This window comes from Mycobacterium sp. NPDC003449, assembly GCF_053588415.1.
Window position 1 is genome coordinate 1 of the sequence record NZ_JBSFPX010000087.1, and the last position, 18,654, is coordinate 18,654.

Consider the following 18,654-nt stretch of genomic DNA (forward strand, 5'->3'; position numbering starts at 1 on the left):
GATGGATGCGGATCGCGAAGGTTCAGGCGTGGTGGGTGCGCTTCGCACTCGAGCCGGCCCGACAGCACCGCAGCGACTTCGGCCAGGTCGGAACATTCGACGGCCTGATCACCCGGGTGGAGACCGACGACGGGCTCGTCGGCTGGGGAGAGGGACAGAACGCGGCGGGTAGCGCGGGCACGTACGCCGCTCTCGTCACGCTCGTCAACCATGAGTTCGGCCCTCGTCTCGTTGGCAGGGACTCCCGGGACATCACAGCAATCTGGAGCGACCTCTACAACGGAGTGCGCGCCGGTTACGCGCGTGACCGGGGGCATGTCTTCCCCGAGCTGTCCCGGCGCGGTCACCCGATCAGCGCGATCAGCTCCATCGACCTCGCTCTGTGGGACCTCCTCGGCAAACGCCTCGGGGTGCCGGTGTGGCAACTCCTCGGCGGACGCAAGGCGGCACGCATGCCCGCCTACGCCTCGGGAGGCTGGGCACCCGCCGAAACGATCGGCGAGCAGCTCCAGACATACGTGGACGCCGGGTTCAAGGCCGTGAAGATGCGAGTCGGCGCAATGGACGGCGCCGTACGCGCGTCCGCACAGCGGGTCCTGGCCGCACGCGAGCACCTCGGCCCGGACATCGACCTGATGTGCGACGCCCACGGCACGTTCACCCCGTCCGAGGCCAAACGGTTCTGCCATCTCGTGGCCGACTGTGACCTGACCTGGTTCGAGGAGCCGGTCGCCCCGGACAACAAGGCCGGCGCCGCGGAGGTGCGACGGGCGACGCATATTCCCATCTCGGCCGGGGAGAGCGAGTTCACCCGGTTCGACATCCGCGAGCTCATAGAACGGTCCGCCGTAGACATCCTGCAACCCGACCTCGCGGTGTGCGGCGGCATCACCGAAGCCCGCCACATCGACGCACTGGCGGCCACGTACCAGCTCGAACTGGCCCCCCACATGTGGGCGGGCGCCCCGGCGTTCGCCGCCGGACTGCATCTGGCCGCGGCCAGCACGTCGAGCCGGATCATCGAATACTCACTGGGCGCCAACCCCCTGCTGCACGACCTGATCGAGGAGGACTTCACGGTGACCGACGGGATGATCGATATCCCCGACCGACCTGGCCTGGGCATCACCGTCCGCCAGGAAGTCATCGACGCGCACGCCGTGGCGGTGTGACCGGCATGGAACAGTCGGTGCTGATCTCGCAACTGGTGACGTTCCTCAACCGGCGGGGCTATGAACCGGGCGAGCGGATCCCCTCCGAACGGGAGCTGGGCCTGCGCTTCGGCACCACCCGAGGACAAGTGCGCGAAGCCCTTGCGCTGCTTGAGGCCCTGCGGATCATCGAACGCAGGGCAAAGTCGGGTCTGTTCATGGCCTCTGGGGTGCCGAGCATCGAAGCGCTGGCGCTGTTCGCCCGCGTGGGCGTGCCACTCAACGCCGAAGACATTCGGCAGACCGTGGAGATGCGACGCATCCACGAGGTGGAGGCGGTGAAGCTGGCGTGCGCCCGACGCACTCCCGACGACCTCGACCGCATGCGTACGATCCTCGCCGCCACCGACGCCGCCCCTGACGACCCCGACGTGGCCGCGGAGAACGACGCCAAGTTCCACGCGGCGATCGTCCAGGCAACCCAGAACGACCTGTTCTGGCGAATCGTGAACATTTTCTACCTGATGACCGCGGAGCGGCGCCGGACCTACTTCCGTGACGCGGACCGCAGGGAGAACTCCCGGCGCGAACACCACGCCCTGTTCGAGGCGATCGTGGCGGGCGACGGGGCGCTCGGTGTACGGCTCATGGAAGCTCACCTGCAGGGCGTCGACAGCTACTGGCGGAGTTTCGTCTCTGACGATGCGTCGGCCGCCAGAGCCCGGCGCAAGGAGGAATCGTGACCGGCCGGCCAGTCGTCGTGGCGACAAGCGCCATGCACCCGCGCGCCGAGGCCGAGTTGGAGGCCGTCGCCGAGCTGCGGACGAGCCCCAGCGCCGAGCCCGCCGAACTGGTCCGCCAGAGCCGTGACGCCGACGCCGTGATCGTCCGCGACCCGATCCCGGAGGAGGTCGTCACTCAGCCAAGGCTGCGTGCGGTGGTCCGACACGGCGCCGGGCTCGACCTGATCCCCGTAGGGCGGGCCACGGAGGCGGGCGTGCTGGTCGCCAACGTGCCAGGCGTGAACGCCAACTCCGTCGCCGAGCACGTGATGCTGGCTGTGCTGGCTCTGTCCAGACGCCTGCCCGAGACGACGACCGCGTTCCGCGAGCGAGGCTGGCCCGCGGCCCGCTCCCTCGCGCCCACCACCAGGGAGGTGCATGGCCGCACCCTCGGTCTGGTCGGGGTGGGCAACGTCGGGCAGGCGGTCGCCCGGCTGGCCCACGGATTCGGGATGAGGGTCCTGGGCCGCGGCTCCGGCCGTCGGCCGGTCCCCGCCGAAGTCGAGGAACGCACCATGGCCGAACTGCTGGACGAATCTCACGTCCTGGTGCTGGCCTGCCCACTCACCTCCGAGACCCGGCACCTGATCGACGCCCGCGCACTAGCCGCGATGCAAGCCGACGCGATCGTGGTCAACGTCGCGCGCGGCCCGGTGGTGGACGACCACGCGCTCATCGCGGCACTGAAAGGGGGCCGAATCGGCGGCGCCGCACTGGACGTGTTCACCGAGCGCCCCGGCCCCGGCCACCCCTACTTCGAGCTGCCGAACGTACTGCTCACCCCACATCTGGCGGCCATCACGGACGACAGTATGCGTCTGATGGGCCTAGGAGCGGTCCGCGCCGTGCTGGCCGTACTCGACGGCGAACTCCCGGGCACCCTCGTCAATCCCGAAGCCGTGGACAAGTTCCGTCAGCGATTCCCGGCACGGACGTAGCAGCGTCCCCGGGGATCAGAGAAAGGAGCGCTCGATGAACACCGCCAAATCCGACCGACCTCCGATCACCACCACGGTGGCCTCGACGCAACCCCCTCGGACCTTCGGCCAGCGTGTCCGCCTGCTCGGGCCGGGCCTGCTGATCGCGGCGACCGGCATCGGCGCCGGGGACATGGTCACCGCCGTCGTCGCGGGAGCCGACTACGGCTACGCACTGCTATGGGCGATCATCATCGGGGTAGCCATCAAATACCCCCTGTCCGAGGCGATCGGCCGGTATTTCCTGGCCGGCGGCGAGACGATGTTGCAGGGATGGCGCAGGTTGTCGCGCTGGGCGTCCCGCTACTTCGTCTTCTATCTGTTCTGCGCGACGTTCTTCACCTCAGCCGGACTGTGCTCGGTCGCCGCGCTCGCCGTGGACGCGATGTTCCCCGGCGTGCTGCCGATCTGGGCGTGGGCGGTCGTGCACGCGGTGGCAGCGTTCGCCATCGTCTGGGTGGGCCGGTTCGCGATCTTCGAACGCCTGATGGAGGTGCTGGTCGGGCTCATGTTCGTGATGGCGGTAACGCTCGCCGTCCTGCTCGTACCCGATTTGGGCGAGCTCAGCCTGGGTGCACTGCCCACCCTGCCGGATGCGTCGCTGCTCAACGTCCTCGCCATCATCGGCGGCATCGGCGGCGTGTACTCGCTGTGCTACTACCCCTACTGGGCACGAGCCAAGGGCTGGAACGCTCCGTCGTGGATCCCATGGATGCGCACCGATCTCGCGGTCGGCTACCTCGTCGAGGCGATCTTCATGGTGGCGATGCTCGTCATCGGCGTCGAACTGCTCTTCGGCACCGGCGCTGACCTGCAAGGCAACACCGGGCTGCTGGCCTTGAGCAACCCCATCGCGGACAGGTTCGGGGCGTTCGCGGGCTGGTTGTTCCTCATCGGCTTCTGGGCCGCGGTGACCAGCAGCATCCTGGGCAACTGGAACGGCGCCAGCCACATGTTCGCCGACTACATGCACACACGCCGGTCCGGGGAACCGGTCAGCGGGGATCCGCAGAAGAGCCGGTCGTTCCGGGCATTCCTGGTCTGGATCACCTTCCCGCCGATGGTGCTGCTCGGGCTGTCGCAGCCGTTCCTACTGGTCATGGTGTACACCTCGCTCGGCGCCCTGTTCTTCCCGTTCCTGGCCGCGACACTGCTGTGGCTGCTCAACAAGGCCGTCGGCAGCAGTCCCAATCGCAACAGGTGGCTGTCCAACACACTGCTGGTGCTCTGCGCGCTGTTCTTCGTGTGGGCCGGCATCCAATCGCTTCTCTGACCATCTCACCCGAGGGAGCCCTTAGGCCATGAAGATCACCGACGTCGACACATACGTCCTGCGCGCCGATGTAGACACTCCGTTCACCTCCGCGCGGGGCTGGTGGTACACCAAGAAGAACGCGATGCTCGTGCGCGTGCGCACCGACGACGGGCTGGTGGGCTGGGGTGAGGCGTACGGCCCGCCGCACGTCACCAAGGCCGTGGTGGACACCCTGCTTGCGCCTATCGTCGTGGGCCGCGACCCCGCCGACAACGATGTGCTGTGGACCGCGATGCACCAGCGCGTGGAGGACTACGACCCCCAGGGGTTCGGCATCGCCGGGCTCAGCGCGATCGACATCGCCCTGTGGGACCTCAAGGGGCAGGCGGCGGGCGTGCCCGTCTACGCCCTGCTCGGCGGCGCGCACCGAACCACGTTGCGGCCCTACGCAACCGGGCTGTACTTCACCTCGGCCGACGGTGACCACGTCGGGCCGGCCGTGGAAGAAGCAGTTCGCTACCGCGACCAGGGATTTCTCGGCGTGAAGATGAAGATCGCACTGCCGCCGCGCGAGGAGCTGGCCCGGGTCACCGCCGTGCGCGAGGCGCTCGGCGACGGCGTCGAGCTCATGGTGGACGCCAACCACGGTTACAACGTGCCGACGGCGCTGAGGCTGGGACGCGAGTTCGAACGGATGGGCCTGACCTGGTTCGAGGAGCCGATCCCCGCGCACGATCTGGCCGGCTACGCCGAGTTGCGGGCCAAGCTCGACGTGCCGCTGGCCGGCGGGGAGAACGCCTTCGGCCGGCACGCGTTCGCCGAGATCCTGCGCGCCCGCGCGATGGACATCATCCAGCCCGACGTGTGCGCAGCAGGCGGCGTCACCGAATTCCAGAAGATCGGCGCGCTTGCCGAGGCGGCAGGCGTCACGGTGATCCCGCACGTCTGGGGGACGGCGATCGGTCTCAACGCCGCGCTCCAGGTGATGGCGGCCCAGCCCCCGTTGCCGCCGACCTGGCACGAGCCACCCGCATGGATGGAGTACGAGCAGACCCAGAGCCCGTTCCGCGAGCAGCTGGTCACCGAGCCGGCCGCGCTGGAGGACGGCACTATGCGAGTGCCTGACCGCCCCGGACTGGGGATCACGGTCGACGAGCAGGTGGTCGCGCAGTATCAGGTCGCCTGAGGAGAAACCGTTGGGCACCGGGAAACAGGCGCCGGGCGGTTGACGCCGGTCGCGAGCGTGCGCAAAGTGCCGGTGTTTTCCGGCGTGGCGGGCAACAGACGCGCACGCTCGCCGGGTTCTAATCATCCCGCGCGCAATGCTGGGCGGCCAGGACGGTGACGGCTACTCATCTAGGGTGACTTCAACCGCACCGTTACTGGTCGACGACGAGGCGCCGAGGCCGGCCGATACCAAGACGGTTCGTACCGCGCTGCTCGCGAGCCTGGTCGGTACGACGATCGAGTGGTACGACTTCTTCCTGTACGCGACGGCCGCCAGCCTCGTCTTCAACCAGGCGTTCTTCCCCGACGAAAGTTCGTTCGTGGGAACGATGCTGGCGTTCGCGACGTTCGCCGTGGGTTTCATCGTGCGGCCGATCGGCGGGTTCGTCTTCGGCCACATCGGCGACCGGATCGGCCGCAAACGGACCCTCGCCCTGACCATGTTGTTGATGGGCGGGGCCACGGCCTTGATGGGCGTGCTGCCCACCGCGGCCCAGATCGGGGTGCTGGCACCGATCCTGTTGCTGGTCCTGCGGATCGTGCAGGGTTTCGCGCTCGGCGGTGAGTGGGCCGGTGCGGTGCTGCTGGCCGTGGAGCACAGCCCGCGTGGCCGTCGCGGCCTGTTCGGCAGCATCCCGCAGATCGGGCTCGCGCTCGGCCTGGCGCTGGGCACCGGGGTGTTCGTGCTGCTGCAAGTGGCGCTGTCGGCCGAGGCGTTCCTCATCTACGGCTGGCGCATCGCCTTCCTGTTCAGCATCCTGCTGGTGGTTTTCGGTGTGGTGGTGCGGTTCCGGGTCGCCGAGACGCCGGCGTTCGAGAAGATCCGCCGCGACGACGACCGGTCGGCGGTTCCGGTGCGGGAGATCTTCGCACCGCCGGCGCTGCGGTCCACGGTGCTGGGCCTGCTGTCCCGGTGGGGCGAGGGTGCGGCCTACAACACCTGGGGTGTGTTCACCATCTCCTACGCCACCACCACGCTGCACCTCGGCAAGGTTCCGGTGCTGATCGTGGTGACGGTCGCGGCGTTGTTGATGGCGGTGCTGCTCCCGGTGTCGGGCCTGCTGGCCGACCGGTTCAGCCCGCGCGCGGTGTACGGCACCGGCGTCGCGGCCTACGGCCTGGTGGTCTTCCCCGCCTTCGCGTTGATCGACACCGGCACGGTCGCGGCCTACGCCGTGGCAATGGTGTTAGCTTTCGGCGTCATTCACGCATGGTTCTACGGAGCCCAGGGCACGCTGTACGCGTCGCTGTTCCCGACCCGCACCCGCTACACCGGGTTGTCGACGGTGTACCAGCTGTCCGGTGTGTACGCCTCCGGGCTTACCCCGCTCATCCTCACCGCCCTCATCGCCGCGGGCGGCGGGCGGCCCTGGCTCGCCTGCGGCTACCTCGTCGCCACCGCGGCGATCAGCGTCGTCGCCACCCGGATGCTGCGCCCGCAGTATTGATTCAGCGCAGCTGGCCGTCGACAGGTGCTCGGACGGTGCGCCGGTGCTCGGCCCGGGCGGCGAATGCCAGGACCACGATCGCTCCCGCGCCGAAGATCGCGTTGCCGATCAGCCCCAGCGACCGCGGAACATCGAGCGCCGCCGACTGGGTGAACCCCACCCATACATAGGTGAGCAACGTTCCGGCGGCGACGGCGAAGATGTGGGTCCGGATCCAGCCCGGTCGGCATGCGTACCGGGCGAGCACCACACCACACCCGGTCACCCAGGCGACCGCGCAGGCCAGGACCGTCCAGTCGGACCCGAAGCGCGGCGCGACCACTTCGATCAGCCAGTAACCGGAGGACATGCCGAACGCCGCGACCGCAACCGTGCGCGGGCACGGTGCGGGCGGACCGTGGGGCCGTGTCTCGAATGCCCCGTGCCGCCAGTTGCGAACCGCCACGGCGATCAACGCCGCGATGGCGATGCCCATCAGGCCGAACTGGAACGGGCCTGCGGTGAAACGCAATTCGGTGTACTGCAGCAGGCCCAGGCCGATACAGCCGAGCACGAATACCGCCGCGATGAGCCCGAGACCGACCCTGCCCAGCCATGGCCGGGTCGGCTCGTCGTCGAACGCTTCCACCACCGCGATGGGCACGCAGATGCTCCACACGGTGTGCAGCACGAGCGACCCTTCGGTAAGGGACGCGCTCATCCCGATGCCGGGAATCAAACCGTATCCGGCGAAGCTGTCGAGCCCAAGATAGTTGGGATTGAACAACATCTGGTCGACCACGCCCTCCTCGATCAGGGCGTACGCGGCCGCGAGCGGAATGATCATCGGCCAGCCGCCCGTCCGTCGCGCCACCTCCCGGATCAACAGGGCACCGGCGCCGTACATCGGCGCCAGCATGAGCAGAAAAGGAAATTCGGTGAGCGGCATGTTGCCCAGCACGCACTCGCCGACGAACGGGCTGAACACGAACAGCGCGGCAGCGAGTCGTCGTCGGCGGCGTCTGCTGCGGGGAAGCACGTCTGCTGTGGTCATCTGTCCCCCATCGTAAAATTACTAGAGTACGTACTCTATTATTACAGCATGGCCCGCACCGTCGACCCCGAAATGCATGCCCAGCGTCGGGCCGCGATCATGGCGGCCGCCGCTACCGAGTTCGGGCACAACGGATTCGACGGCACCAGCACCGCGGCGATCTGTAAGCGCGCGGGGATCGGTTCGGGCACGTTGTTCCATTACTTCGCCACCAAGCAGGAGATCGTGCGGGCCATTTTCGCCGACGACATCCCGCGCCTGCAGGAGCTGTGCGCACGCGCAGCGGCCCTACCCGACCCGGACCAAGGACTGGACCTGCTGATCGACCATCTCCTGGACGAATTGACCGATCCGCTTGCGCCGGGACTGGCTTCGGCCGCGACGATCCAGGCGAACCGCGACCCGGACTTCGCCGCGGTGCTGACGACGCTGGACGACACGATCGGTGGCGCGCTGACGGCGCTGCTGCGACGGGTGGCCAAGCTGCCGGGTCGCTCGTTGCCCCTGCCGCCGGCTTCGTCGTCGCGCTGGATCCGCAGTTTGATCGACGCGGGCCACCTCGGCATCGTCGACGGGCCGCGCGACCGGACCGTCAAGGAACTCCGCCACATCGTGGGATGGCTCATCGGCCGTCACAACGACTTTCAGCAGCAGCCGCGGTAGTCACTCACCCGGGTAGCTACTGAAGGTCTGTCAACACCTCCGGGCCGGTTTCGGTGATCGCGACGGTGTTCTCGCTATGGGCGGTGCGTGATCCGTCGGCCGAGCGGATGGTCCAGCCGTCGCGGTCGTAGACGATGCGGTCGGTGGTGCGGGCCAGCCACGGTTCCAGGGCCAGCGTCATCCCGGCCCGCAACGGCATTCCCCGGCCGGCCCGGCCACGGTTGGGCACATGCGGATCCTCGTGCATGGTGCGGCCCAGCCCGTGCCCACCGAACTCCAGGTTCACCGGGTAACCGTAGTCTGCGACCACGGCGCCGATCGCCGCGGAGATGTCGCCGAGCCTGCCACCGGGTCGCGCCGCGGCAGTGCCTGCGGCCAGCGCCTCCTCGGTGGCGCGGACCAGCCGGACATCCTCGGCGTCGGGGGTACCGACGATGACGGTGCGGGCCGCATCGGCAACCCAGCCGTCGATCGACACCGCGAAATCCATGCTGAGCACGTCACCGTCGGCCAGCCGATAGTCGAACGGAAGGCCGTGCAGCACAGCATCGTTGACCGAGAGGCAAATAACGTTGCGAAACGGGCCCGATCCGAACGACGGGTGATAGTCCCAGTAGCAGGACCGCGCCCCGCGGCGTTCGATCATCTTCCTGGCATGGAGTTCGAGGTCGAGCAGATTCACCCCGATATCGGCGATCCGGCTGAGTTCGGCCAGCACCTCGGCGACAAAGCCGCCGGTGACCCGCATGCGGGCAATCTCATCGGCCGTCTTCAGCTCGATCATGGGCACATCCTTCCTGGTATTTAAATACCACTGTAGCGGTATTTAAATACCCGAGCTACCGTGGACCCGTGGTCCGGACCCCGCTCACCCCCGAACAGATCGCCGCCGGGCGCCGGCTGGGCGCGACCCTGCGGACCGCCAGGGCATCGCGCACCCTCGACGAGGTTGCCGCACAAGCCGGCATCTCACCGGAGACGCTGCGCAAGATCGAGACCGGACGCCTGCCCTCCCCCGCCTTCGGCACCGTCGTCGGGCTGAGCGCGGCACTGGGCCTGGCACTGCAGGACCTCGCCGACGCATGGTGCGACGCGGGCTCCTCGGCGGCTGCGAGCTAAGAAGGCCCCCTTTATCAACTACGCCGGCTCAATCCGTCCTTGCCGTCAGGGATTGCGCACCAGATCGGCGTCGGCGCCAACGACCGGCCGACCCCGCGCAAACGAGCAGTCTCGCCGATGACATAGCCGTCCTTCGCGTCGACCTTGCCCACCTTCTCCCATCGGGATGAATAGACTAGACTTCTAGTGCACTGAACCTCTCACCCGACAAGAAGGGCAATGGATGGGCGCGCCCATGTCCGATGAATTGCGAGCTCTCATCTTCGACACCGGGGGCACGGTATTCGATTGGTTCTCCGCGGTCAGAGACACTCTGCACGACGTCGGACGACGCGAAGGGGTCGAAGCAGGCTGGGCCGAGGTTGCGGCGGACTGGCGGCGAAACTCGCTGGCCATGCTCGGGCAGATGACCATGCCGGCCGACGGCAAACTGGACGCCGATATGGACGAGATTCTCCATCTCTCGCTCGGCACCGTATTGGACGATCACGGTCTGGGTCGGCTGCGCCCGCACAGCCACGAGCTGGTACGCGGGTGGAGGGGTATGCAACCGTGGGCCGATTCGGCAAACGGGATCTCCCGCCTCAGGGAACGCTATGTTGTCGCCTCGTTCACCATCCTCAACGCGTCGCTCGTCATCGAGTGTTCGCGACGGGGCGGTGTGAACTGGGACGCCGTCTTCTCCTGCGAGATGAGCGGAATCTACAAGATCGCCCCGCGTTCGTATGAGTACCCCGCGAAGTGGCTGGACATCGCGCCACAAGACATCGCGCTGGTCACGGCTCACAACAACGACCTCGAGGCAGCGCATCGCGCGGGCTACCGGACCGCCTTCATCGATCGTCCTGCCGAGTGGGGAGCGCTCACGTCTCCCGACGCTCAACCCTCACCGGCCGCCGATTGGGTGGCCTCCGATATTGAGGATCTCGCACGGCAACTCACCTAGCCGAAGCCAATCGAATCAGGATTACGAGTAAAGCGAGGACCAGGCCATGACCGACTGGCACGAAAAACCGCCGTCCATAGCACTGGACGGCAAGGTGGTCGTCATCACCGGCGGCAGCCGCGGAATCGGACTTGCCCTCGTGCGCGCGGCACACTCCGCGGGGGCGACGGTCGTCGCCATCGCTCGTGATCCCGAACGCCTGCAAGCGGTCGCGGCTGATGCCGCCGAGAATGGCGCCACGATCCAGACTGTTGCCGCCGACCTCACCGACGATGCGGACCGCGCACACGCGTTCACGCAGATCGTCGAGCAGAATGGCCGGATCGACGGCCTCGTCAACAATGCGGGGATCACCAAGGTCGGCCCCAGCATCGACTATGACCTCGCCGACCTGCGGCGCATCCTCGAGGTCAATGTGGTCTCCGCAATGGCGTGCTCACAAGCGGCCGCCTCCGCCATGGCGACCGCTGGATCCATCGTCAACATCGGCTCCCTCACCACCTTCGTCGGGCAACCGGAACGCACTGCCTACGCGGCCTCGAAAACCGCAGTGCTCGGGCTCACCCGCACCCTCGCCGTCGAGTGGGGAGCGCGCGGCATTCGGGTCAATGCGATTGCTCCGGGCTACATCGAAACCGATATCACGGCAGACCTCATCGGCCGGGGCGTCCTCGACCGAGACGCGATCGAACAACGTACGCCGTTACGCCGATTCGGACGGCCCCAGGATGTTATCGGACCGACCCTGTTCCTACTCAGCGACGCGTCAGCATTCGTCACCGGCGCCACTGTCGCCGTCGACGGAGGCTGGCTGTCGAACGGCTACGTCCGCTGAGAAGCGGGCGGTCACCTCTCGAGCCGCACCAGCACCGGCAGGCTGGGCATCATGTGGCATCGCGCGACCTCGATCGGTGTCCCGTTGGCCGACCATGCCACGCGACGGACGCTGATCACCGGGCCTCCCACCTGCGTGCGGAGCAGCCCTGCCAGTCGGTCGTCGGCGGCGGCGGCGGATATCGTCTGCTCGGCGCTGCTCACCTCGAGGTCGGCCCGTTCCTTCATGGTTCTGTACAGCGAGCCATGAACGAGCCCACCGCGACCAAGACCCGGTGCGAGCAGATAGGGCACCCACGACTCCTGCACGGCGATCGGATCTCTCACCAGATGTCGGGTTCGCACGATATGAGCGGTCGTTTGCCCCTGACGGAGACGCAGATCGGCCGCGACATCCTCCGGCGGGGTGACCACTTCCTGAGTCAACAACGTCGTGGTCAGGGCGGTGGCATTGAGGCCCATCTCCTCGTGGAATGCACCGAGCCGATTGGCACTTCGATGGAGAGGGGCTGGTTCGCTGACGAACGTGCCTGCTCCGTGACGACGCACCACCAAACCGCTCGACTCAAGCTCGGCGAGTGCCTGCCGGAGAGTCATCCGGCTCACGCCGTAGTGCTGGGCGAGGCGCAACTCGCTGTCGAGCCGATCGCCCACCTTCAGCGCGCCCGTCGATATCTGTTCGACGATATCGCGCACGATCACTTGATAGACGGGCCCCACACCGACTGCCATGCCTCCTCCTCCCTCCCAGGAAGTCTAGACGACGGAAGTCTAGATGACGACGACCTCAGGCGTGCTCGGGCAGGGTCGCTTTCGACCAGTCGGCAAAGAGAGCCTCGTAGGTCGCCGACCTCTTGGCGCTCGGATGCAGCGCCACACTGCCGGTGATTTTGACGTCACAGGGTATTTCGGTGCCGCGGAAGGCAATCGATGCCGCGCCGAGGAGCGTGATCTCCGGTTGCGAACAGACCAGGATGTCGCGGCCCAGGACATCCGCCCGAAGTTGCGCGAGTACCTGCGATCGTGCGGTACCTCCGGCGAGCACGACGCCGAGCTCGCGAACGGGGTCGAGGCGATCCACCCCTTCCCGGACGACATACGCGGCCCCCTCGGCGGCAGCGAGCAGTAGGTGCTCAGCGCGGTGCTCCTCCCGCTGGCCCAGGACCGAGCCGGTGTCCTCGGGACGCCAACGGGGGAACCGGCTCCCGGAAATGCTCGGGTCGATGACGAGTCCGCCTGCGCCGGGGATCATTTCGGGCAGCCTGTTCTTCACGTGCGCCAGCGCCGATGCGACGTTGTCGAACCCGAGCAACTGGGCCCAATAGGCGAGGGCTCCCCCGGTGGTGCCGGTGGGCCCTCCTGCGCTGAGGCCGCCGAACGGATACGGATTGACGACGGCGCCGTCGGGAGCCTCGTCCCGGGTGGCGATCCGGCGCACGAGTACATCGGTCGTTCCGCTGATGTCGGCAACGACGTCGATCCGTTCGGCGATGATCAGTGCCGCTCCCACCGTCCCATCCGTGCCGCCCGCAACGACCGGCACGCCGCGGCCGATCCCGAGCTCCCGAGCGACCTCCGGCAAGACGACACCGATGACATCCGTTGCCACCCGCTGGATCGGCATCCGGTCCGGTTCCAGCCCGACCAGACCCAACATCTCCTCCGACCAGGACCCGTCGAGTCGGCTCAGCCCCGAGTAGGCGGCCGAGGTCCGATCTGTGATCCGGCTGCCCGTGAGTAGCGCGATCACATAGTCCTTCGGCGTGAGCACATGTGCTATCCGCGCCGCCACATCCGGATCGTCACGGGCGAGGTCCAGGAACGCCGCACCCGCGCCGCCAGCGGCGGCCGGGCGACCGGTCTCCCACAGCAGGTCGGGAAGACGAGAACCCGCCGCCTCGGCGAGAAGGGTGACGCCCGAAGAGTCCGCCCAGCCCCGCCCGGCGCTCACCGGCTCCAGCGCCGCGTCGGCGAACACCGTTCCGACATGGCCTGCGATACAGATCGAACCGATCGACCGGCGCGCGCCGGCCGACAGCCCTCCGATCGTCGCCCGCACATCGCGCCAGAGTTGTCGGGGGTCGAACGCAACCCCCGACGCGTCTTGTCGATCGACGCGCTGCACGGCCGTGATCGCGCCGTTCGAATCGATCACCGCGCTGCGTACCGCCGAGGATCCGATGTCGACGGCGAGCGCGAACTGTTCCATCGCCGGCAAGCGTTACTTCTTCGGCGCTTGGTACGGCGCGAATGCCTGATAGGTCCACGCGTTCAGGTTGCGATCGAGAGGGACATCCAGGATCGCGGGTCCGTTGTTGGCGGCGAGCACCTCCCGCACCCGGTTCACCAGTGTCGTGAGATCGGGCACGACCTCGCCGGGCAGGCCCATACCGCGGGCGATCATGCCGAAATCGACGGGGCCGAAGTCGACGCCGGTCGTCCGGCCGTTGAAGTGAAGCTCTTGCTCCTGGCGGATATTGCCGTAACTGGCGTCGTTGAGGACGACGACACAGACTCGACCGCCGACACGCGCCAAGGTCTCCAGCTCACCGAGACTCATTCCGAGAGAGCCGTCGCCGACGAGTGCGAGTACCGGCCTGTCCGGGTCGATCGATACCGAGGCGATCGCTGCAGGAAGCGCGAACCCCATATTGCCGAAACCGACGGGTTTGATATAGCTGTTCGTGGTCCGGATCTCCCACAGGAACGACCAGACACCCGGGTTGCCGGCGTCCGGGATCAGCAGGGTGTCGTCCGGGGCGACCTCACGTAGCGAACGAACGATGTCAGCGGGTGAAAGCGGCGACAAGTGGTCGCCGGCCGCAACGGCACTCGACGACCACCAGTCGCGATCGGCCTCGTGCAGCTCTGCGATCCACGCTGCGCGCTTCGAACGCTCGGCCTCCGCACGTTCGCCGACGATTGTCGTCATGGCCTCCGCGAATGAGTTGATATCGGAGACGATCCCCGACGTGTTGGCCGCGTAGTAGCGTCCGATCATCGCCGGGTCGATGTCGACCTGGATGATCTTCGGCAACTCCCGTCGCCAGCGTGTGGTCGAGACCGCGTTGAGGCTGTTGCCCAGCGCGAGCACCAGGTCCGCGGCGCCGAGCACGCGGGTCGAGATCGACGTGCCCATCCGGCTGACGGCACCGAAAACCAGCGGATGCGTGGTGGGTACCGAACCGATGCCGTTGAACGTCGTGACGACGGGAATGGCAAGGGCGTCGGCGAGAGCGAGCACCGCCGTTGCCGCATGGCCCCGATTGCCACCGTTGCCGAGCCAGATTACCGGGCGCTCGGCGGCGAGGAGCTGTTGCGCAGCCTCGGCGAGAGCGACGGCGTTGGGTGCGGGCCGCCGAGAGACCCAGCACCGAGCCGGGTGTTCGTCGGGAATGACCGGCGGGTCTGCGACCGCACCCTCGATGGTGTCCCGCGCGAAATCCAGATGCACCGGGCCCGGATTGCCCGTCATGGCGTTCACGAACGCCTCTTCCATCGCCTGCGTGATCGAGGAGGCGTGAGCAACGAGGCGGCCGTATTTGACGAAGGGCTTGAAGAATTCGACGTGGTCGGCGTTCTGGGCGTCATCCTTGTGGATGTTCTCCCCGTTGTTGTTGCAGGTGATGACGAACCCTGGGCTTGAATCCCGGAACGCCCCACCGACGCCGGTCAACAGGTTGGTCGCGCCCGGTCCGGTGGTGGAGATGCACGCTGCGGGCTCCCCCGTGAGCCGGCCGTAGGCGTCCATCATGACGGCAGCGGCATTCTCGTGACGAGTGTGGATGAAGTCGACATCGGGACTGTCGAGGATCGCATCGGTGATCGCGAGGGTCTGGCCCCCGACGACCCCGAAGACTTTGCGGATTCCGAGGGAGGCAAGCATTTCGACCACGATCTGGCCGCCGGTAGTGGACTGAGTCATCGTCTCTTTCTCATCGAATTCGGTTGAAATGGTCGGTCAATTGGCGCCGCAAGATACCGATGGATCGCCGCGCCGCACGGCGCCACCCGTGACGTGTCGAGCCGAGCGAATCGCCAGCGCGACGCTCGTCGCCGTCGGGTTGCAGGCGGTCGGCGTCGGAATGACCCCATTGCCGCCCACCATCAGACCGTCGATGCCCCACACCGATCCGTACGGATCGCACACGCTCGTGCCGTCGTCGCTGGGTCCCATCCGAACCGAACCCATATAGTGATAGGAGCCTCCGGGATGCAGGATCGCGGGTCCGCCTCCGACGAATTCCCCGAGCGCATTCGCCACTCGCTCCGATGCGCCGAACATGGCCTCGCGCATCTCCAAATCGGCACCGGTTAAGCGGTAGTCGACCCGAATGGCCGGCATGCCGTACGCATCGGTCTCGTCGTCGGCGAAGCTCACCCGATCGTCGGCGGACAGCTCCTTGCAGCCGAAGACCACCACCCCGACGTGTGCACCGGGCCACGGTGCGGTCATATCGTCGAGTGCGATGGGTGACGCGTCGAGTTGCATCACCTGCACCGAGAACGGAAATACGTCGCGGTCGTAGGGAATCCAGTTCACCCCGGCGTCACGTGCGAGGCCCCCGTGGACAGCGTCGGATTCGCCAAGGGCCAGGCCGCGGAACCGGTCGTCGAGCTGCACGAAAGAGCGCACGTCGAGGTGGTCGTTGAGGTAACGGCCGAGCGCCACCGGCCGTATGCCGGAGGCGTGAAGCAGCTGCGGTGTGCGAAACGCGTCAGCTGCCACGAATACGTGCTCCGCGTGGATGATTGACTCCTGACCGGAGCGAAGATCACGCAACCGGAGGCCGGTCACTCGATCATCGGCGAGCAGGACCTCGACCGCGAGCGTCTCGGCTCTCAACTCGAACCGGTCCGATGCGGCGATGAGGGGGGCCATGATCTGTTCCGTGCCGGCGAGTCCGAGGTGACCCGCGGAGTCCGGGGTGAGCGCCAACGGCATCGCCTGCACAGGACGGTCCAGGATCTCGTCGAAACGCTCACCAAGCGCTGCGCGAACGCCGAGCGCGAGTTCTGATGCATCGAAGGCGTCTTGGGTGACCGAGAGCAGCCGATAGCTCGACGCCAAGTCGGCATCGAATGCTTGGCGATCGAGGAACGGGATGAGCTCTCCCTCTCCGGGCGCCGGACACGCGCACGACCAGTGCGAGCCCTGACCGCCGACGTTCGACGACATCGACGCCGCGGGGAAGTCATTGCGCTGTGTGCCCGTCATACCGTCGGAGAGCAGGAACGTCCCTGGCCGAATACCGACCGGCAGCCAGCCGCCCGCCCCTGGCTTGACGTCCCGCGCCCCCGGAAGGCCGAGCTTCGAGCGCACCGGACCTTGCGACGCGATCTGGGCACGGCCCCGGTCGGCGATATCGGGGGTGCGTCGCACATGTCGGCCCGCCGGGACGGTCACATGCGGCCCCGCCTCCACCATGAGGATCGAAGCCTCCGGCGCCGTGTCCAGGATGGTGCGCGCGAACGCGCTGCCCGCCGGGCCACTGCCCACCACCGCGAAATCGTAGGTTCTGTCACCCATTCCGTGTCCTCATGCTCGGAGCAGCGCGCCGGCCGGGTCGATCTGCCCGCGGATGAGCCGCAACATGTCCGCCGACGGCGCCGGCGTCTCGGCGAGGTCGTCGGCGATATCCGGCTCGAATGACATCCGGTTTCGCACATCGTCGAGGGTCACGCCGGGGTGCATCGTGCGCAGACGCATGCGTCCGTCGGGGGTGAAATCGAATACACAGAGATCGGTGACGACCAGCGCAGGGCCATTGGCCTCATACCCCAACGACGCGCGTGTTCGGGTCTCATCGCCGAATCCGAAACTCGTGATGTAGTCGACCTTCTCGACGAACACCCGCGGCGACAGGTCGCACACGATGATCGGCCGCTTGACGAATGCGAGGTGCTCGGGCTGCGCAAGGGTGCCCACCAACCGAACGGCAGGGTTGTCACCCGCGCCGATGCGGGTGATGTTGAGATTTCCGTATCGGTCGACCTGTGCAGCGGACTCGAAGCTGACGTCGAATTCCCCGCGAACCAGCATGTCGACCTTGAGACCCACGTCGCTCGGAGCGTAAGCGCCGCGCCAACGGGTGATAGCGTCCTGCGTGAGCGCCGCAGGCACATGGGAGAGATCCGGGCTGAGCAGGTTACCCCAGTAAATATCAAGCGCCGGAGCATGATTGAGCTGCGCAAGGCGCGCCGCCACCAACGGTATCCCTACCGCCAGGGTGAATGCCCTGCCCGAGGTGCCGACTCCGACGAAGACGAGCTCCTCATCTCGGAGGGCACCGGCGATGGTGGACACCATGAATTCGTCGCGCGTCGCATCAGTCATTCTGGGCCACCGCAAGCGCCTCGAGCCGCCCATGTCCGACCGTTTCGAGATAGGCATCGTGGTCGCTGACATCGCGCACGGTGCGGTCGACGTATGCGCGGAAGCCCTCCTCGGTCCGACCGGCCTGAGCCCATGCGGCCAACTCGATCTGGTCCTCGTCGTAGACGGTGTCGCAGCTCGACGGATAGGCGCCGTAAGACGCTTCGCACACGGCGGCCACCTTGGTATGCGGGATATAGGTGAGGTTGGGGCGACGCGTGACCTCGGCGTGGGAAATGAGACGCTCCACCGAGACGATGAGACGACGCGACGACGCGCCCATGAGCAGATCGATGTCATCGCTGTCACGGTGAACCGGCCACACGATGTTGCCGAATTCATCGCCGGTATAAGCGTGCAGGATGGTCGCGTCGGCATCGGCAGCCGGAACCGTCTGCAACTCGCGCCCCGTGTAGGGGTCGGTCACCGTGCGAATATCGTCACGCTCGGCCCAGGTCGTACCGCGGATGGGCTGCAAGGGCATGAAGGGCAGGCCCTGCGCGGCAGCCCGAAAGCGGGCCGTCATGAACGACTCCGAATAGTCCCGCACCCGTATCCGTCCGCTTTCACTCGCCCGACGAAAGTTGGGTGCGCCGCCCTGCCACCACATCCCGACATAAATCCCTTCCCACGCGCCCGCGCACCCCGCGCCGACGAGCAAATCGGTGGCGAGGCTCGATGCCCACGTCAGCAATGTGAGATCCCGAACCTCCTGCCGGACGAGTTCCCTGCACAGCGCCAGTGGCTGCCTGCGGAGCAGTGACCCCCCGACCGCCAGTGTGTTTCCACTGGCGACGAGTGCCGCCGCATCCGAAATCGAAGTGAGCTTGCTTCTCATCGCCG

19 protein-coding genes are annotated in these 18,654 nt (G+C 67.1%); 10 read left to right on the top strand and 9 right to left on the bottom strand.

What is annotated here, in order from left to right:
* From ACWDTP_RS21175 to ACWDTP_RS21200, 6 genes are all read left to right on the top strand, one after another.
* Nucleotides 1-1,172 (top strand): mandelate racemase/muconate lactonizing enzyme family protein (locus ACWDTP_RS21175; protein WP_450023311.1); only part of this gene is annotated, 1,172 nt, incomplete at its 5' end.
* A gap of 5 nt (nucleotides 1,173-1,177) precedes the next feature.
* Nucleotides 1,178-1,894, top strand: coding sequence for a FadR/GntR family transcriptional regulator (locus ACWDTP_RS21180; protein ID WP_450023313.1), 717 nt, complete (start codon nucleotides 1,178-1,180; stop codon nucleotides 1,892-1,894).
* The gene (locus tag ACWDTP_RS21185; protein ID WP_450023315.1) at nucleotides 1,891-2,871 is read left to right on the top strand and encodes a 2-hydroxyacid dehydrogenase; all 981 of its coding nucleotides are present in this window, start codon (nucleotides 1,891-1,893) and stop codon (nucleotides 2,869-2,871) included. The genes ACWDTP_RS21180 and ACWDTP_RS21185 overlap by 4 nt, the downstream gene beginning before the upstream one ends.
* 34 nt (nucleotides 2,872-2,905) lie before the next feature.
* Nucleotides 2,906-4,183 (top strand): Nramp family divalent metal transporter, encoded by a 1,278-nt coding sequence (locus ACWDTP_RS21190; protein WP_450023317.1) that lies wholly within the window; start codon nucleotides 2,906-2,908, stop codon nucleotides 4,181-4,183.
* A gap of 28 nt (nucleotides 4,184-4,211) precedes the next feature.
* The gene (locus ACWDTP_RS21195) at nucleotides 4,212-5,351 is read left to right on the top strand and encodes a mandelate racemase/muconate lactonizing enzyme family protein (RefSeq protein WP_450023319.1); all 1,140 of its coding nucleotides are present in this window, start codon (nucleotides 4,212-4,214) and stop codon (nucleotides 5,349-5,351) included.
* A 175-nt stretch (nucleotides 5,352-5,526) separates the two neighbouring features.
* Nucleotides 5,527-6,840, top strand: a complete 1,314-nt coding sequence (locus ACWDTP_RS21200; RefSeq protein ID WP_450023321.1) for an MFS transporter — start codon at nucleotides 5,527-5,529, stop codon at nucleotides 6,838-6,840.
* Between the two features lies 1 nt (nucleotide 6,841).
* On the opposite strand, the gene ACWDTP_RS21205 is transcribed toward ACWDTP_RS21200, so the two are convergent.
* Nucleotides 6,842-7,873 carry a hypothetical protein gene (locus tag ACWDTP_RS21205; protein WP_450023323.1) on the bottom strand — a complete coding sequence of 344 codons (1,032 nt, stop codon included), beginning with the start codon at nucleotides 7,871-7,873 and terminating at the stop codon, nucleotides 6,842-6,844.
* Between the two features lie 48 nt (nucleotides 7,874-7,921).
* On the opposite strand from ACWDTP_RS21205, the gene ACWDTP_RS21210 reads away from it, so the two are divergent.
* A complete protein-coding gene (locus ACWDTP_RS21210) occupies nucleotides 7,922-8,536 on the top strand; it encodes a TetR/AcrR family transcriptional regulator (protein WP_450023325.1) in 615 nt (204 codons plus the stop codon).
* A gap of 16 nt (nucleotides 8,537-8,552) precedes the next feature.
* Here the strand turns inward: ACWDTP_RS21210 and map are convergent, their stop codons facing one another.
* Nucleotides 8,553-9,320: a type I methionyl aminopeptidase gene (gene map / locus ACWDTP_RS21215; protein ID WP_450023326.1), complete on the bottom strand. Its 768-nt coding sequence runs from the start codon at nucleotides 9,318-9,320 to the stop codon at nucleotides 8,553-8,555.
* 68 nt (nucleotides 9,321-9,388) lie between these two features.
* Between map and ACWDTP_RS21220 the strand changes: the two genes are divergently transcribed.
* Nucleotides 9,389-9,655 (top strand): helix-turn-helix domain-containing protein, encoded by a 267-nt coding sequence (locus ACWDTP_RS21220; protein ID WP_450023327.1) that lies wholly within the window; start codon nucleotides 9,389-9,391, stop codon nucleotides 9,653-9,655.
* 14 nt (nucleotides 9,656-9,669) lie between these two features.
* Here the strand turns inward: ACWDTP_RS21220 and ACWDTP_RS21225 are convergent, their stop codons facing one another.
* A complete protein-coding gene (locus ACWDTP_RS21225; protein WP_450023329.1) occupies nucleotides 9,670-9,807 on the bottom strand; it encodes a hypothetical protein in 138 nt (45 codons plus the stop codon).
* Between the two features lie 83 nt (nucleotides 9,808-9,890).
* Between ACWDTP_RS21225 and ACWDTP_RS21230 the strand changes: the two genes are divergently transcribed.
* Both ACWDTP_RS21230 and ACWDTP_RS21235 read left to right on the top strand, forming a co-directional pair.
* Entirely contained in the window at nucleotides 9,891-10,601 is a 711-nt protein-coding gene (locus ACWDTP_RS21230) for a hypothetical protein (protein ID WP_450023331.1), read from the top strand.
* 94 nt (nucleotides 10,602-10,695) lie between these two features.
* Nucleotides 10,696-11,436 (top strand): SDR family NAD(P)-dependent oxidoreductase, encoded by a 741-nt coding sequence (locus ACWDTP_RS21235; RefSeq protein ID WP_450023333.1) that lies wholly within the window; start codon nucleotides 10,696-10,698, stop codon nucleotides 11,434-11,436.
* Between the two features lie 11 nt (nucleotides 11,437-11,447).
* Here the strand turns inward: ACWDTP_RS21235 and ACWDTP_RS21240 are convergent, their stop codons facing one another.
* Genes ACWDTP_RS21240 through ACWDTP_RS21265 form a run of 6 tightly spaced genes read right to left on the bottom strand, consistent with a single transcriptional unit; the run spans nucleotide 11,448 to nucleotide 18,649 of the window.
* A complete protein-coding gene (locus ACWDTP_RS21240; RefSeq protein WP_450023335.1) occupies nucleotides 11,448-12,167 on the bottom strand; it encodes a GntR family transcriptional regulator in 720 nt (239 codons plus the stop codon).
* Between the two features lie 55 nt (nucleotides 12,168-12,222).
* Complete coding sequence (locus tag ACWDTP_RS21245; protein WP_450023337.1) at nucleotides 12,223-13,644, bottom strand: xylulokinase; 1,422 nt, start codon at nucleotides 13,642-13,644, stop codon at nucleotides 12,223-12,225.
* A gap of 12 nt (nucleotides 13,645-13,656) precedes the next feature.
* Entirely contained in the window at nucleotides 13,657-15,360 is a 1,704-nt protein-coding gene (locus ACWDTP_RS21250; RefSeq protein ID WP_450023339.1) for a thiamine pyrophosphate-binding protein, read from the bottom strand.
* A gap of 36 nt (nucleotides 15,361-15,396) precedes the next feature.
* On the bottom strand, nucleotides 15,397-16,965 hold the full coding sequence (locus ACWDTP_RS21255; RefSeq protein WP_450023341.1) for a GMC oxidoreductase: 1,569 nt from the start codon (nucleotides 16,963-16,965) through the stop codon (nucleotides 15,397-15,399).
* Between the two features lie 9 nt (nucleotides 16,966-16,974).
* On the bottom strand, nucleotides 16,975-17,772 hold the full coding sequence (locus tag ACWDTP_RS21260; protein ID WP_450023343.1) for a CoA-transferase subunit beta: 798 nt from the start codon (nucleotides 17,770-17,772) through the stop codon (nucleotides 16,975-16,977).
* Nucleotides 17,765-18,649, bottom strand: coding sequence for a CoA transferase subunit A (locus ACWDTP_RS21265; protein ID WP_450023345.1), 885 nt, complete (start codon nucleotides 18,647-18,649; stop codon nucleotides 17,765-17,767). The genes ACWDTP_RS21260 and ACWDTP_RS21265 overlap by 8 nt, the downstream gene beginning before the upstream one ends.
* Nucleotides 18,650-18,654: the final 5 nt, after the last annotated feature.